A 15,748-nucleotide genomic window follows, 5' to 3' on the forward strand; every position below is an offset into this window, starting at 1 on the left:
CCCACCCTCATGGCTGGTAGCGGAAGAAATCCATTCGCGTTTCGCCGAAGGTGCGGCTTTCGAGCAGCTTGAACACCGGATCGACCTCCGGGTTCACATCGGCCCGCTCCTCAAGAATCGCAAGCGCGCCGGGCGCAAGCCAGCCGCCGGCATGGGCCGCGAGCAGCGCTCCTTCACCGAGAGCCTGGCCATACGGTGGGTCGGCAAACAGGAACTGGAACGGCTCGACATTATTGGCCGTGCCTAGCTTGGTCGCGTCACGCCGCAGGATGCGAGCGCGGCCGTGCAGGCCGAGGTTGTCGATATTTTCCCAGAGGAGCCCACGGCCTTCAACGCCGTTCTCGACGAACAGCGCGGTCTTGCAGCCGCGCGACACGGCTTCCAGCCCCACCGCGCCAGTTCCGGCAAAAAGGTCGATCACCCGGGTGCCGTCAAGGGCTTCCGGGTAAACGTGACCGATGATGTTGAACAAGCTCTCGCGTGTCCGGTCGATGGTCGGCCGAATGTCGCTGCTCTTGGGCGTGGCCAATGCGCGGCCACGGAATTCTCCACCGACGATCCGCACGAGACGTTACCCCCTCGGGCTGCGCGGCTTGCCTGCGGGCCTGCCGCCACCTGCCGGACGACCACCGGATGGCTTGCCGCCGCCCGGCTTGCCACGTCCACCGGAAGGCTTGCCGCCGAAACCAGCCTTGGCACCGCCTGGTTTTCCACCGAACGGCTTTCCTCCGGGTTTGCCGCCAGGCTTTCCACCGCGGGGTTTGTCACCGAAGGGACGATCCCCTGCCGGACGATCGCTGCGAGCCCTTGCGGGGCGGTCGCCATCTTCGCGCGACTTGCGGTCAAACCGCGGCTTGTCGCCAAAGCTGCGTTCGCCGCGCGGCTTGTCGAAACCGCGATCCTCGCGGTCTCCAAACGAGCGCTTGCGGCCGAACCCGCCGCGCTCATCCTCGCCCGGACGCGACGGCGGCGATTCCGCGCGGATCCAGTCGCTGTCATCGTCGGCACGGTTCACCACCACGCGACGATCGTTTTCCGGAACCTGCTTCTTGAAGAGCTGCTCGGCCTCGGCTCGTGCCGAAGTCCGGCCTTCGCGACCATCAGCCGTCGGGCGAGCACCCGGCGCCATCCAGACATTGGCCGTGCGGCTCGTGCCCATCGGCGGGCGCTTCTTCGGCCGCTCTTCGGCTTCCGCTTCTCGTGGTGCGAAAGGCTTGCCCCCACGTCCACCCTGGCGGTTCTTGTCGCCGAACTTGCGGTCGTCGCGCTTTGTATCGAGGCGGCCAAGGGCTGCCTCGCGACGATCACCATCCTTGCGGAACGCCGGACGATCGCCGCGCGGCTTATCAGGCCGCTGGCGTTCACCCGGTGCCGCCCAATCCGACCGTTCCGCCTTTGCGGGCTTCTCGATATCGGCTGCCGGCGTTTCGTTGTAAACAGGCGCGTCGAAATTGGCCTTGGCTTCCTCGATGAGGCGCGGGCCGAGCTGGTCTCGCAGCATGCGACCGCGGACTTCCACGACCTGGCCTTCGGGCAGATCGCCAAGCTGGAATGGGCCGTAGGAAATGCGGATGAGGCGGTTCACCTCAAGACCAAGCGCGCCGAGCACGTTCTTGATCTCGCGGTTCTTGCCTTCGCGCAGGCCCATGGTGATCCACACATTGTGACCCTGGGCACGATCCAGCGTTGCGTCGATGGCGCCATAAAGGACGCCGTCGACGGCGATGCCTTCCTTCAGCTTGTCCAGCGCCGCCTGGTCAACCTCGCCATGGGCGCGCACGCGGTAGCGGCGCAGCCAGCCGGTTGTCGGCAGTTCGAGAACGCGCGACAGGCCGCCATCATTGGTGAGAAGCAGCAGGCCTTCCGTGTTGATATCGAGGCGGCCAACGGAGAGCACCCGCGGCAGGCCTTCCGGCAGGTTCTCGAACACCGTGGGGCGACCTTCCGGATCGGAATTGGTGGTCACCAGGCCGGCCGGCTTGTGGTAGAGCCACAGACGCGTGCGCTCCGGACCACGGATCGGCTGGCCGTCCACTTCGATATTGTCTGCGAAGGTGACGTTGACGACTGGCGTTTCCAGCACCTTGCCATTGAGGGTGACGCGACCCTCCATGATCATGCGCTCGATGTCACGGCGCGAGGCGACGCCTGCGCGCGCCAGGATCTTCGAGATGCGTTCGGGCTTGTTCTCGCTCTCCACCGTCGCCGGTGCCGGCGGCAGCTTGCGGGCAGGCTTTGCCGCCTTGTCGGCACCAGCCTTGGGGCCTCCTGCCCTTTTGCCAAATCCTGCCTTTGCGGAAAAACCGCCCTTGCCGCCTGCCTTGCCTTCCGACTTTTCAGCCCGGGGTTTGGTCTCGCGTACGAAGGTCCTGCCTTCGCCGCGCTTCGGCTTGTCTTTAGAAACCATTTGTTGTTTGCCTGAAGCGTGATGTCTAACGGAGCAATCCGGACATTCTTGTTCGTGTTGATTGAAACGAAGCGAGGCCCGCGGACGGGCTTCAAGTTGCATGCTTCCTATCAGTTCATGCGTTCCGGGTTAAGAGGAAATTGCCGAAATGCCGAATGCCGAAAGGTTCATGGATGCCGCCCTTGCCGAAGCAGAAGCAGCGGGCAAACGCGGCGAGGTTCCGATCGGTGCCGTCCTGGTGGTCGACAACAAGATCGTCGCCCGTTCCGGAAACACCACCCGCGCCGACCATGACGTGACGGCGCATGCGGAGATATCTGTTATCCGAAAGGCAGCTGCGGCACTCGGCCAGGAGCGGCTCACAGGGGCCGATCTTTACGTGACGCTTGAGCCCTGCACCATGTGCGCCGCCGCCATTTCGTTTGGTCGTATCCGCCGCCTTTATTACGGCGCCGAAGATCCGAAGGGCGGCGGGGTGGATAACGGCGTACGCTTTTTCAGCCAGCCCACCTGCCATCATGCACCGGATGTCTATTCCGGGATCGGGGAGCGCGAGGCAGCCCGGCTGCTCACCGAGTTCTTCCAGGCGAAACGCGAAGACTAGACCGCCTTAGAAGAACTTCCACCACTCGCTGGTCTGCTTGGCGGATGCGGCTTCCTTCTTGCGGCGCCGTTCCTTCTGGGTCTCGGGCTCGCCGAGATCGTTGAGGGCTGCGGCATCGGCGGCGCGCAGTTCGGTCGGCGGATCCGAGAGCGAGCGGCGGCGGCCGGTGACCTCGACGTTTTCCGCACTCGCCTTGGCGCGACGGAAGGCTTCCCACTTCTCGGACTCGGTCATCTGGCCGGCCTGCCCCTTGCCGGCGAGCAGCGGCGAACGGTAGGTGGGGTCGTTCTTGTTGCGGTCAGCTTCTTCCCTCAGGCGCTTGCGCGTTTCTTCGGGAGACTCGACCCAGTTCGGGTTGTTTTCCCGATTGGCAAGCGACTGCTGCGGCGCCGGCAGGGCACTGGCCTGGTCCTTGGCGACTACGAGGCTCGGGCGCGGATTGTACTTGACCGACGCGCGCTCTTCTTCGCGGCTGCTTCCAAGCGCGATCGAGCTGCCAAGGTCGTCGCTCAACTGCTCCATCGCCGTCTTGTCGGTGCCGTAGGTGGGTCCACCAACGCAGCCGGAAAGCACCGCCGTCGAGGCGAATATGCCGGCCAAGCCGAGGCCGACACGAAACGCAGATGTCGCTTTCATCAAAACCCTTCCAGCGGCGCCGTCCCGCGCCTAACACACAACTTATTCCCCTCGTGGCCGTAAAATCCGGCCAATTTCAGGCACTTTTACCGGATGATCGCGAGAAGCGCAATCATCCGGCAAGTCAGCTCCTAGAGACGGCCGAGCGAAGCAAGCTCGCGAAGGGCTGCAGCATCACGGGCGGAGACATCAGGATACTCGGGATCAGACCCAACGTCCTTGGTCACGCGCCAGGACCGGGCGCACTTGGTACCCTCTGCGAGCTTCGGCTCAACAGCGACACCGGGCACTTCCGCCAGGCGGAAAGCGGCCTCCGGACCTTCGCCGGCAACCAGCGAGACGCCTGAGGTGATGCAGGTTTCCTCGAAATCCTGGCCTTCGAGCGCAGCCATGAGCTCGGCATCGGTGACATAAACCACCGGTGCCGCTTCCAGCGACGAACCAATGCGCTTGTCCTTGCGCTCGATTTCGAGAGCGCCGGTCACAACCGAACGGACCTTGCGGATCTTCGCCCACTTGCCGGCGAGCCCGTCATTGCGCCAGTCAGCGGGAATATCCGGGAACTGTTCCAGATGCACGGACTGCGCATCCGGCTTGCGAGACAGCCAGGCTTCTTCCGTCGTGAACGGCAGCATCGGCGCCAGCCACAGCACCATGCAGTCGAAGATCTTGCGGATGACCGCCAGAGCCGAACGACGGCGCAGCGAAGACGGCGCGTCGCAATAAAGCGCGTCCTTGCGGATGTCGAAGTAGAAGGCCGAAAGCTCGATGTTGGCAAAGTCGATCAGCGCGCGGGTGATCTTCTTGAACTCGAAGGCGTCATAACCTTCGCGCACCAGCTGATCGAGCTCGGAGAGGCGATGCAGCATGAGCTTTTCAAGCTCGGGCATCTGCTCGTAGGCAATATCCTCGCCTTCGTCATGGGCCAGCGTTCCGAGCATCCAGCGAATGGTGTTGCGAAGCTTGCGATAGGCATCGACATTGGTCTGGATGATCGTCTTGCCGAGGCGCTGGTCTTCCCAATAGTCGGTGGTCATGACCCACAGGCGCAGGATGTCGGCACCGGCATCCTTCATCACGTCCTGCGGCGCCACGACGTTGCCGAGCGACTTCGACATCTTCTGGCCCTTCTCATCCATGGTGAAGCCATGGGTGATGACGGCGTCGTAAGGCGCGCGGCCGCGGGTGGCGGAGGACTCCAGAAGCGAGGAATGGAACCAGCCGCGGTGCTGGTCGGAGCCTTCGAGGTAGACGTCAGCCGGCCATTTCAGGTCCGGGCGGTCTTCCAGCGTGAAGGTGTGCGTGGAGCCCGAGTCGAACCAGACATCGAGGATGTCCATGACCTGCGTCCACTTCGAGGTGTCATGCTCGCTGCCGAGGAAGCGCTCCTTGGCGCCTTCGGCGAACCAGGCATCGGCACCTTCGGCATCGAAGGCATCGAGGATGCGTTGGTTGACCTCCGGGTCCTTGAGGACTTCGCCCTGTTCGTCAACGAAAACGCAGATCGGCACACCCCAGGCGCGCTGGCGCGACAGCACCCAGTCCGGGCGCTGCTCGATCATGGCGCGCAGGCGGTTCTGGCCGGCAGCCGGCACGAAACGCGTGTCGTCGATCGCCTTCAGGGCGCGGGTGCGCAGCGTCGTGCCGTCCTTCAGGTCCTTGTCCATGTAGACGAACCACTGCGGCGTGTTGCGGAAGATGATTGGCTTCTTGGAGCGCCAGGAATGCGGATACTGGTGCTTCAGGCGGCCGCGGGCAAACAGCGCGTTCTTGTCAATCAGCGCCTTGATGACGCGCTCGTTGGCATCACCCTTCTTGCCGTTGTCGTCCATGACGCGAGCGCCCTCGAAGCCGGGGGCATCGGAAGTATAGGTGCCACTGTCATCGACCGGGAACGGGATCTTCGTCTCGATGCCACGCGCTTCCAGTTCCTTCACACACGCCATCCAGGCCTCGAAGTCCTCGCGGCCGTGCGATGGAGCGGTGTGCACGAAGCCGGTACCGGCATCGTCGGTGACGTGGTCGCCGGAGAGCATCGGAACGTCGAAGGTATAACCGAGGTCACGCAGCGGGTGGGCGCAGGTGACGCCCGAAAGCTCTTCTGCGGAAACGCTGCGCAGACGATTGAAGGTGAGCTTGGCCTTGGCCGCGGATTCCTGTGCCAGGGCATCGGCGAAGACCAGCTTTTCACCGGGCTGCGGGCCGAAATCGTTCTCGGCTGCCGTCACCTCGTAGAGGCCGTATTCGATCTTCGGTGAAAACGCGATCGCACGATTGCCGGGGATCGTCCAGGGCGTCGTGGTCCAGATGACGATGTGCGCATCCAGCAGGTCGCTGCCGACGATGACCGGGAACTTCACCCAGATCGTGTCGCTCTCGTAGTCGTGGTATTCGACTTCCGCTTCGGCGAGTGCCGTGCGCTCGACCACCGACCACATGATCGGCTTCGACCCGCGATAAAGCTGGCCGCTCATGGCGATCTTCAGCAGTTCGCCGGCAATGCGGCTTTCCGCATGGAAGTTCATCGTCAGGTACGGGTTGTCGAAGTCACCAACGATGCCGAGACGCTTGAACTCGTCGCCCTGGATCTTGATCCACTTTTCGGCATAGGCCCGGCATTCCTTGCGGAATTCGATCATCGCGTCCGGCTGCGTCAGGTCAGGCTTCGCCTTGCCCTTGGCGCGGTAGTTCTCTTCCTCGATCTTCCACTCGATCGGCAGGCCGTGGCAGTCCCAGCCCGGCACGTAATTGGAGTCGTAACCGCGCATCTGGAACGAGCGGGTGATGACGTCCTTGAGGATCTTGTTCAGCGCGTGGCCGATATGGATGTTGCCGTTGGCGTAGGGAGGGCCGTCGTGGAGGACGAACTTCTGGCGCCCGGCGGCTGAGGCGCGCAGCTGCTTGTAGAGGTCCATCTGCTGCCAGCGCGCCACCAGTTCCGGCTCCTTCTGCGGCAGTCCGGCGCGCATCGGGAAATCGGTTTCGGGCAGGTAGAGCGTCTTGGAGTAGTCCAGCTTATCAACGGTATCGGTCATCGTGAGCATCATCTCTGGCGTCTCGGCAATTAGGGCCGGCGCATGTCGCAAAAGAATTCGGTGGCGGAGGCGCCGCACAAGCGCCGAAAACCCGGACCCTCCGGCCGACTTTCAAGCCGCGCGGAAGGCCGGGCCGATAATTCGTATGATCATCGCTTCGATGACCAGGGCCAGCCTGAAAATTTTCATGGTGGCGGTTCTTACGGCGTTTTGGCTTGGAAAGGAAGAAGATTTCGCGGGATCAGAACGCGATCTTCGCATCCAGCTCGCTGAACGGCTGGACGCGGGAAAGCAGCGCCCTCGCCTCCTCCTCGTCGCGTTTCATCTGGGCGACCAACGGGTCGAGACCATCGAACTTCAGTTCGTCGCGCAAATGCCCGAAGAAGGAGACAGAGCAGACCTCACCATAAAGGCTTCCCGAGAAATCGAACAGGAAGGTTTCAAGCAGCGGCGCGCCATTTTCCGTCACCGTCGGACGGCGGCCGTAGCTCGCCACTGCGTCATGCAGGCTGCCATCGGCACGGCGGAAACGCACAGCATAGATGCCGGGCTTCAGCGCCGCTTCCGGCGGAAGCTGCATGTTGGCGGTGGGGTATCCCAGCTGGCGCCCGAGCTTCTCGCCGCCGACCACCTCCGCCTCAATGGTGTAGCGGTAGCCGAGCAGCCCTGCGGCCTCAACGACATCACCATCGGCCAGACATTGCCGGATGCGGCTTGAGGAAATGACTTCGGCGTTTTCGTCGCGGAAGGCATCCATCAGCGAGACGGTGAAGTCATGCTTGGCGCCAGACGCCATCAGAAAGGCGGGACCGCCCTCGCGGTTCTTGCCGAAGTGGAAGTCGAAACCGGTTACGACGGCACTTGCGCCAAGCCAGTCGACGAGCACGCTCTGGATGAACTCCTCGGCCGAGCGCGTCGCGAACTCACGGGTGAAGGGGTAGTCGATGACGGACTGGAAGCCCATCGCCTCCAGCAGGCGCGCCTTGAGCGGCGCCGGCGTAATGCGGAAGACGGGCGCTTCCGGGTTGAAGACAGTGCGCGGATGCGGCTCGAAGGTGAGCACCAGCGCCGGGACGCCACGTTCCTCCGCCAGGGACAGCGCCCGTTCAAGAACGCTCCGGTGCCCGCGGTGAACGCCATCGAAATTGCCGATGGCAATCACGCCGCCCTTCAGCTCTGCGGGCAGCGGTTCCTTTTTCTCATTGCGATGGAAAACGGTCATGCGACGCTCAAATCCAGTTCAGGGCACCCGGTCAGGCGAGCCGCGGCATCCAGTATTTCGGTGCAGCGTTTTCCTGGCGCAACCAGGCCATGAGGCGCGCCTCATTCGTCTGGCCGTTTTCCGTGTATTCGGCGACATGGATGCCGGCGCTGATGTAAAGAAGGTCAAGGCCATAGGCGAGCGCGCCGCGCACATCCGTCGGCATTCCATCGCCGACCGCAAGGACGCGCTCCAGAGGGAACTCGCCCCGCTCTTCGTGTGCTGCGGCTAGTGCCGCCTCGTAGATCGGGCGGTGCGGCTTGCCGGCAACGCGGACATCGCCCCCCATCGTCTCGTAATAGGCAGCCACGGCGCCGGCGCAAGGAATGATCCGGTGGCCGCGTTCGACCACGAGGTCGGGGTTGGCGCAGATCAGCGGCACCTCCCGCTTCGAAAATGCCTGCAGCATCTCCGTGTAATCTTCCGGCTTTTCAGTTTCGTCGTCGAAGAAGCCGGTGCAGACAATGCATTCGGCATCTTCTGCGGAGACGACCTCGACGCCGAGTCCGTCAAACAGGTTGAGGTCGCGCTCGGGCCCGATCAGGAACACTCTCTTCGGACCTTCAGCGATGAGGTGCTGTGTCACGTCACCCGATGTCACGATGCGGTCATAGGTTTCGTCCGGCACGCCGAGGTGGCGCATCTGGTCGATCACGCCCGGCGCCGGTCGCGGCGAATTGGTGATGAGGACGACGGTCGCGCCGGCCTCCCGCGCCTGGGCAAGCGCCTTGCATGATTGCTGGAAGGCCTCGACGCCGTTGTGGACCACGCCCCAGACGTCGGACAGGACCACGTCATAGCCCCCGATCACGTCGCTCAAGTTCTGGATGCGCTTTGCCATACCTGCCTACCCGTCGATAATGATGGCGGTGATGTCGCAAAGCCCGCCCGTCATGGCAAGGAGAATTGCGCGGAAGCTGATGATTTTACCTGCCGCGGTGTCACCACGATCGCGCGTTAAGCATCTTCGGAAAGGTTCCGGTCATCGCAACGAATTTTTGGCTGCCGTCCTTGACTAGCGATCGGCACACCCTTATCTCGGCGATCGTTAGCACTCGCCACTGATGAGTGCTAATCAAGTTTACGGATCTGTCTGATCCGTCAATGTCATTTGATCGAGGGATAAGACAATGGCAAGCACATCTTTCCGCCCCCTGCACGACCGCGTTGTCGTAAAGCGCGTCGAGTCTGAAGAAAAGACCAAGGGCGGCATCATCATTCCGGATACTGCCAAGGAAAAGCCGGCTGAAGGCGAAATCGTCGCCGTTGGCCCGGGCGCCCGCGACGACAAGGGTTCGATCACCGCTCTCGACGTCAAGGTCGGCGACCGCGTCCTGTTCGGCAAGTGGTCCGGCACGGAAATCAAGCTCAACGGCGAAGACCTTCTGATCATGAAGGAATCCGACATCATGGGCATCATCGGCTGATCGCCGCTGACACCCAAACGAAATCGCTGACACCTCTTTTCAGGAGTTACCAAAATGGCAGCCAAGGAAGTTAAATTCGGCCGCACCGCGCGCGAGAAAATGCTGCGTGGCGTCGATGTTCTCGCTGACGCAGTGAAAGTAACGCTCGGCCCGAAGGGTCGTAACGTTGTTATCGACAAGTCCTTCGGTGCACCGCGCATCACCAAGGACGGCGTTTCCGTCGCCAAGGAAATCGAACTGGAAGACAAGTTCGAGAACATGGGCGCCCAGATGGTCCGCGAAGTTGCTTCGAAGACCAACGACATCGCCGGTGACGGCACTACGACTGCAACCGTTCTTGCCCAGGCGATCGTTCGCGAAGGCCAGAAGGCTGTTGCAGCCGGCATGAACCCGATGGACCTGAAGCGCGGTATCGACCTCGCTGTTGCAGAAGTCGTGAAGGATCTCCAGGCCAAGGCCAAGAAGATCAACACCTCTGAAGAAGTTGCTCAGGTCGGCACGATCTCCGCAAACGGCGACAAGCAGGTCGGTCTCGACATCGCTGAAGCCATGCAGAAGGTTGGCAACGAAGGTGTTATCACCGTCGAAGAAGCCAAGACCGCTGAAACCGAACTCGAAGTCGTCGAAGGCATGCAGTTCGACCGCGGCTACCTGTCGCCCTACTTCGTGACCAACCCGGAAAAGATGGTCGCGGACCTGGAAGACGCCTACATTCTCCTTCACGAGAAGAAGCTCTCCAACCTGCAGGCCATGCTGCCGGTTCTCGAAGCTGTTGTTCAGACCGGCAAGCCGCTCCTGATCATCGCTGAAGACGTCGAAGGCGAAGCTCTTGCAACGCTCGTCGTCAACAAGCTGCGCGGTGGCCTGAAGATCGCTGCCGTCAAGGCTCCTGGCTTCGGCGACCGCCGCAAGGCCATGCTGGAAGACATCGCCATCCTCACGGGCGGCACTGTCATCTCCGAAGATCTTGGCATCAAGCTCGAGAATGTTACCCTCGACATGCTCGGCCGTTCCAAGAAGGTTTCGATCTCCAAGGAAAACACGACGATCGTCGACGGTGCCGGCCAGAAGTCGGACATCGAAGGCCGCGTCAACCAGATCAAGGCCCAGATCGAAGAAACCACCTCGGACTACGACCGCGAAAAGCTGCAGGAGCGTCTTGCCAAGCTCGCTGGCGGCGTTGCAGTCATCCGCGTTGGCGGCTCGACTGAAGTTGAAGTGAAGGAAAAGAAGGACCGCATCGACGACGCCCTCAACGCGACGCGCGCTGCTGTTCAGGAAGGTATCGTTCCGGGCGGTGGTATCGCTCTTCTGCGCTCCTCCACGAAGATCGCCGTCAAGGGCGTCAACGACGACCAGGAAGCCGGCATCAACATCGTTCGCCGCGCTCTGCAGTCGCTGGTTCGCCAGATCGCAGACAACGCTGGTGACGAAGCCTCGATCGTTGTCGGCAAGGTTCTGGAAAAGAACGAAGACAACTTCGGCTACAACGCTCAGACCGGCGAATACGGCGACATGATCGCCATGGGTATCGTCGACCCGGTCAAGGTTGTCCGTACGGCTCTGCAGAACGCAGCTTCGGTTGCTTCGCTGCTGATCACCACGGAAGCCATGATCGCCGAGCTGCCGAAGAAGGACGCTCCGGCAATGCCAGGCGGCATGGGCGGCATGGGCGGCATGGACATGATGTGATCAGGCCACAAGGTCTGATTGCAGCTGTCCGTGAAAGCCGCCCATACACTTAAAATGCTTCAGCGCGTCAAGCGCGCTGAAGTGGGCGGCATGGACATGATGTGAGACCACAAGGTCTTACATCTGAGCCATCCGGTTCAGTTCAGGAAGGGCGGTCTTCGGACCGCCCTTTTTGCGTTGGTAGACACGACCATTTGCCAGAGGTGCCAGAAAGCCAAAGCCCGCCGACAGTTGTCGACGGGCCCTCGATGGCTGCACCCATGAATGTGATCAGCACAGCCAAAGCTGGTGATGGAGTTCGATTACTGCACTTGCGATGTCATGTTCCGCGCGGACGGCATTCTGGCCCGTGCGGCTTCCACCGGAACGATGTCCACGACATCGGCCAGCAGGAACTGTTTGGACGACCCGCAGATGGTCGCATACACAATGCGATCCACGACTTTGAGATTCTCGGACACGAAGGTCCGCTGGTCGCCATTGTCGAGCACTGATACAACGTACATGTTGATCCCACTAAGGTTGGCGCGCTTTCATTCCGCGCTGCCGATTTTGTAGCCATGCATGGTTAACGGGCAGTAAAACCTTGCTGCGGGGACCAAAGAGGATACCTGATAGCTTCGCTTCATCTCTCCGCCAAAGCCAGGGGTCATCCGTCCCATGAGTTTTTTCGAAAGCCTTCTTGTCCTGCTCCTGATCGCGGTGGTGCTGCTTCAGGTATCGCGCCGTCTTGCGGTCCCCTACCCTTCCATGCTGGCTCTGGCAGGGGCGGCCGTGGCTCTCATACCCGGCATTCCGCATATTACTCTTCATCCAGCCACGGCGCTCGCACTTTTTATCGCACCGGCGTTGCTTGATGCGGCTTTCGACTTTCCGATTGGAACTGCCCGGCGCTTCTGGCTGCCGCTGTTCGTGTTCGCGATCGGCGGCGTCGTCTTCACCGCCGCGGCGGTTGCCTGGATCGGTTGGGCATTTGCCGGGCTGCCAGTTGCTGCGGCGCTGGTGCTTGGCGCGATCGTGGCGCCACCGGATGCTGCCGCGGCAACGGCCGTGCTTTCGTCCATGGCGATCCCGCGCAACACGGACACGGTTCTTCGGGGCGAAAGCCTGTTCAACGATGCCGCCGCGTTGCTGATCTTTGATGCAGCACTCGCCGTCCAGGAAGCCGGCCACATGAACAGTGAGGTCGGGCTGCATGTCGCGCTTGCGGTGCCGGGCGGCATCCTCCTCGGCTTCGTTGCGGCATATGGCATGCGCTACATCACCAGCCTCGTCAGCGGCACGCTTGGCGGCAACCTGCTCCAGTTCGTGCAGACCTTCCTGCTTTGGATAGTTGCCTCGCGCCTCGGCCTCTCTGCGGTTCTGACCATCGTCACCTTCGCCATGACCATCGCGCGGAGCAGCAATTCGGTCAGCAGCGTCCGGATGCGGGTGCAGTCCTATGCGGTGTGGACGGCGGTGGTGTTCGTGCTCAACGTCATGGCGTTCCTGTTGATGGGCATGCAGGCCCGCAACATCGTGGCTGAGATGGAGCCGGACCATATTGCCCAGTCCGCCGCCTTCGCGCTGGCTGTCGTCGTCACCTGCATCGTCGTCCGCTTCATCGTCTGCGTCGGTTTCAACCGCATCCATGCCTTCTACGCCGTCCGCAACGGCCAGCCGGAGCCCGCGAGCCTGAACCAGGGCATTCTGGCTGGCTGGTGCGGCATGCGCGGCTTGCTCACGCTTGCCACCGCCTTTGCGCTTCCGGCTGATTTCCCGCAACGTGACCTCGTTGTGCTGACTGCCTTCGCCGTGGTGCTGGCGACGCTGGTTGTGCAAGGGTTGACGCTCAGCCCGATCATCCGCTGGCTGGGCCTCGATCGCCGTGCCGATGGTCCACGCGAACTGGCGGAAGTCCGCCAGCAGATCAATGCGGCCGGGCTGGAGGAGCTGGAAGAGGCGCAGGAAGAGGAGGCGGAGCTGCTGAGGACGAAGTTCCGCCTCGAGCAGCAGGCCCTGTCCAAGAGCGGTGAGCCGACATCGCTGACGAACTACCGGCGGCTGGCGCTGTCAGCCATTGCCGCGCAGCGCCGGCGGCTGGAGGAACTTCGTGCCGCGCACCACGTGAATGTCGATGAATACAACCTGTTGCTCGAGGAGATCGACTGGCGGGAGCTTTCCGTCCTGCCTGAGAAGGCGCGACGGATCGAAGAGATCTGACGACTCGCACGTTCGATATTGTCGAACAATTCGTCAACGCTTGTTCATCTTCCGGAGACAAATAAAAAGCGGCACATTGGAGTCCAGGAAATGCAACGCCCTTTGAGATCACCTGGAGACCTCCAATGTCCAATTCTTCTTCTACCAACACCCTGCTTCTTGCCGCCCGCATCGTGCTGTCCATCATGTTCGTGATGTCCGGCTTCCAGAAGCTCGTTGATCCGTCCGGCACGGCCGGCATGATTGCCGGCGCCGGGCTGCCTGCCGCCACGCTGCTCGCTTATCTCGTCGGCGTCTTCGAACTTGTTGCCGGTCTTGCCATTCTCACCGGCTTCCAGACCAGGATCGCCGCCCTGCTGCTTGCCGTGTTCTGCTGGTTCACCGCCTTCGTTTTCCACAACGGCGCGATCAACATCCCAAGCTTCTCGCCTGAAGCAAATGGCCTGCTGACCGTGTTCAACGGCCTGATCTTCTGGAAGAACGTATCACTCGGCGGTGGCTTCCTGGCGCTCGCCGCTGCTGGAGCTGGTGCTTATTCGATCGACGCACGTCGCCGCGGTTCTGTCGCATTCGCTGCCTAGCCTAACGACTTCCCTGCCCAAGCCTCGCCCGCCGGATCCGATATCCGGCGGGTTTTTTGTTGGCTTTTGCAACAGGCCCACGGCTTCAGAGGGAGGCGTGAACGGCCTCGATGATCTGCGAGATCCGCCTATCCTCGTCATGACCGGGCTTGCGGGCACGAACGAGACAGGCTTCAGACTTGAGGATCACGCCGTCGCTCAGGACCTTGAGATGGTTGGCGCGTAGCGTCGAGCCCGTCGAGGTGATGTCGACGATGATGTCCGCCTGGCCGGCCGCCGGCGCACCTTCGGTCGCGCCAAGGCTTTCGACGATCCGGTAAAGCTGGATGCCGTGCTTGGCGGAGAAGAACTGCTGCGTCAGCCGCCAGTATTTCGTGGCTATCTGCAGGCGCCGCCCATGGCGGGCGCGAAAGTCGGCGGCGACGTCGCCAAGATCCGCCATGGTCTCGACATCGAGCCAGATTTCCGGAACCGCCACCACGACATCGGCATGGCCAAAGCCGAGGCGCGCACAGAACTCGACCTTGGCGTCGACGCCCGGCATGCCTTCGCGAACCAGGTCCTCGCCGGTGACACCGAAATCGACGGCGCCGGCCGCAAGCTCGCGGGCGATTTCGGATGCGGAGAGGTAGGCGATCTCAACGCCTTCGATCCCGGCAACGCGGCCGCGATAGGACCGGTCATTGCCGACAGCCGAGATGGAGAGGCCGGCACGTTCGAAGACGGCTGCGGTTTCTTCCTTGATGCGTCCCTTGGAGGGAAGAGCAATCGTTATGGCATTCATTGTCTTGCCCTCGCCGCCTCGATCCGGTCGATCCAAAGGGAGAAGCCGACCGCCGGGATATGCTCCCTGGCGCCAAGCAGCGTCATCAGCCGGTCAAAGCGGCCACCACCGGCGAGCACTGCGGTTGAACCCGCTGCCGTCACCTCGAAGACAAGGCCAGTATAGTAATCGAGCGGACGACCGAACGCGGCGCGATAGGTCATCGCCGAGATGTCCGCACCGGCGTCCGCGAGCGACTGAAGACGCGCATTGAACAGGCTGACGGCATCGCCCAGCTTGAGGCCCGCGGCATCCGCAAAACCTGCGAGCGCCGCCGGCGCATCGGACAGCGGTAGCTGCAGCGTCAGGAATTCGCGCAGCAGGAGCAACGCCGTGCCATCAAGGCGGGTCTGCGAAAGCTCGAGCTTTTCCTTCAGCCGCTTGGCGATCTCGGCCGGCGAGCGGCTGGCATTGGTGGAGTAGCCAGTTTCCTGCATGGTCCGGTCGAGGCGCTCGACAAGGCCCGCTTCATCCCCCGCTGCCATCATCGCCGAGATATCCGGATCGAGACCGGCAACCGGCTGCGGCCGCGCCAACCGCTCCAGCAAGGCTTCCAGATGCGCCATGTCGCCAAAGGCATGGATCAGGCGGCGTTGCCATCCGTGCGGCAGCCCCAAGGCCTTCACGACCGCCTCGAACACAGCCTGGTCGCCGAGCGTCAGCCTGAGATCCGCCTTGGGAAGGACCCGCTTCAGGATCCCGAGCGCATCACCGATAGCGCGCGCATCCGCGGCAGCCGTTGCGTCGTCGCCAAGGTCTTCGATGCCCGCCTGGTAAAACTCGTTTGAGCCATCACGTCGCTGCCGAAAGACTTCGCCCAAATAGGCGTAACGCCGCGGGGTGCCAGTGGCGCTGGCGATGTGTCTCAGGCAGACCGGGATGGTGAACTCCGGCCGCAAGCAGAGGCTCTCGCCGGTTTCGCTTTCGGTGAGGAAAATGCGCCGGCGCAGATCCTCGCCCGCCATGTCCAGGAACGGCTCTGCCGGCTGGATCACCGGCGTGTTGACACGCTCCGCATCCCGCCGGGCGAACTCGGCGAGCAGGTCGCCGGCAAATTCGGGCATGTCGATCATCGGCATG

General features: G+C 62.4%; 14 protein-coding genes. 5 read left to right on the forward strand and 9 right to left on the reverse strand.

The window, feature by feature from the left end:
- Positions 1-7 precede the first annotated feature (7 nt).
- On the reverse strand, positions 8-565 hold the full coding sequence (gene rsmD / locus M0654_RS12100) for a 16S rRNA (guanine(966)-N(2))-methyltransferase RsmD (RefSeq protein ID WP_248683292.1): 558 nt from the start codon (positions 563-565) through the stop codon (positions 8-10).
- 6 nt (positions 566-571) lie between these two features.
- Positions 572-2,407 carry a pseudouridine synthase gene (locus M0654_RS12105; protein WP_248683293.1) on the reverse strand — a complete coding sequence of 612 codons (1,836 nt, stop codon included), beginning with the start codon at positions 2,405-2,407 and terminating at the stop codon, positions 572-574.
- Between the two features lie 148 nt (positions 2,408-2,555).
- Between M0654_RS12105 and M0654_RS12110 the strand changes: the two genes are divergently transcribed.
- Positions 2,556-3,011, forward strand: coding sequence for a nucleoside deaminase (locus M0654_RS12110; protein WP_118848800.1), 456 nt, complete (start codon positions 2,556-2,558; stop codon positions 3,009-3,011).
- Positions 3,012-3,017: 6 nt separating this feature from the next.
- Here the strand turns inward: M0654_RS12110 and M0654_RS12115 are convergent, their stop codons facing one another.
- The 4 genes from M0654_RS12115 to M0654_RS12130 form a co-directional block, all read right to left on the reverse strand.
- Entirely contained in the window at positions 3,018-3,647 is a 630-nt protein-coding gene (locus M0654_RS12115) for a hypothetical protein (protein WP_248683294.1), read from the reverse strand.
- 131 nt (positions 3,648-3,778) lie between these two features.
- The gene (gene ileS, locus M0654_RS12120) at positions 3,779-6,682 is read right to left on the reverse strand and encodes an isoleucine--tRNA ligase (protein ID WP_248683295.1); all 2,904 of its coding nucleotides are present in this window, start codon (positions 6,680-6,682) and stop codon (positions 3,779-3,781) included.
- A 241-nt stretch (positions 6,683-6,923) separates the two neighbouring features.
- On the reverse strand, positions 6,924-7,904 hold the full coding sequence (locus M0654_RS12125) for a bifunctional riboflavin kinase/FAD synthetase (protein ID WP_248683296.1): 981 nt from the start codon (positions 7,902-7,904) through the stop codon (positions 6,924-6,926).
- Positions 7,905-7,935: 31 nt separating this feature from the next.
- Positions 7,936-8,784, reverse strand: coding sequence for a TIGR01459 family HAD-type hydrolase (locus M0654_RS12130; RefSeq protein WP_248683297.1), 849 nt, complete (start codon positions 8,782-8,784; stop codon positions 7,936-7,938).
- Positions 8,785-9,073: 289 nt separating this feature from the next.
- On the opposite strand from M0654_RS12130, the gene groES reads away from it, so the two are divergent.
- Both groES and groL read left to right on the forward strand, forming a co-directional pair.
- Entirely contained in the window at positions 9,074-9,370 is a 297-nt protein-coding gene (gene groES / locus M0654_RS12135) for a co-chaperone GroES (protein ID WP_248683298.1), read from the forward strand.
- 54 nt (positions 9,371-9,424) lie between these two features.
- Entirely contained in the window at positions 9,425-11,062 is a 1,638-nt protein-coding gene (gene groL / locus M0654_RS12140; protein ID WP_248683299.1) for a chaperonin GroEL, read from the forward strand.
- Positions 11,063-11,364: 302 nt separating this feature from the next.
- Here groL and M0654_RS12145 read toward each other — a convergent pair whose 3' ends face one another.
- On the reverse strand, positions 11,365-11,568 hold the full coding sequence (locus M0654_RS12145) for a hypothetical protein (protein WP_248683300.1): 204 nt from the start codon (positions 11,566-11,568) through the stop codon (positions 11,365-11,367).
- Positions 11,569-11,722: 154 nt separating this feature from the next.
- On the opposite strand from M0654_RS12145, the gene M0654_RS12150 reads away from it, so the two are divergent.
- Positions 11,723-13,264 (forward strand): cation:proton antiporter, encoded by a 1,542-nt coding sequence (locus M0654_RS12150; protein WP_248683301.1) that lies wholly within the window; start codon positions 11,723-11,725, stop codon positions 13,262-13,264.
- Between the two features lie 125 nt (positions 13,265-13,389).
- The gene (locus tag M0654_RS12155) at positions 13,390-13,845 is read left to right on the forward strand and encodes a DoxX family protein (protein WP_248683302.1); all 456 of its coding nucleotides are present in this window, start codon (positions 13,390-13,392) and stop codon (positions 13,843-13,845) included.
- Between the two features lie 85 nt (positions 13,846-13,930).
- On the opposite strand, the gene hisG is transcribed toward M0654_RS12155, so the two are convergent.
- Positions 13,931-14,629: an ATP phosphoribosyltransferase gene (hisG, locus tag M0654_RS12160; RefSeq protein ID WP_248683303.1), complete on the reverse strand. Its 699-nt coding sequence runs from the start codon at positions 14,627-14,629 to the stop codon at positions 13,931-13,933.
- Positions 14,626-15,747: an ATP phosphoribosyltransferase regulatory subunit gene (locus M0654_RS12165; protein WP_248683304.1), complete on the reverse strand. Its 1,122-nt coding sequence runs from the start codon at positions 15,745-15,747 to the stop codon at positions 14,626-14,628. The genes hisG and M0654_RS12165 overlap by 4 nt, the downstream gene beginning before the upstream one ends.
- Position 15,748: the final 1 nt, after the last annotated feature.

The sequence above is a fragment of the Neorhizobium turbinariae genome, from assembly GCF_023223505.1.
GTDB lineage: Bacteria > Pseudomonadota > Alphaproteobacteria > Rhizobiales > Rhizobiaceae > Neorhizobium > Neorhizobium turbinariae.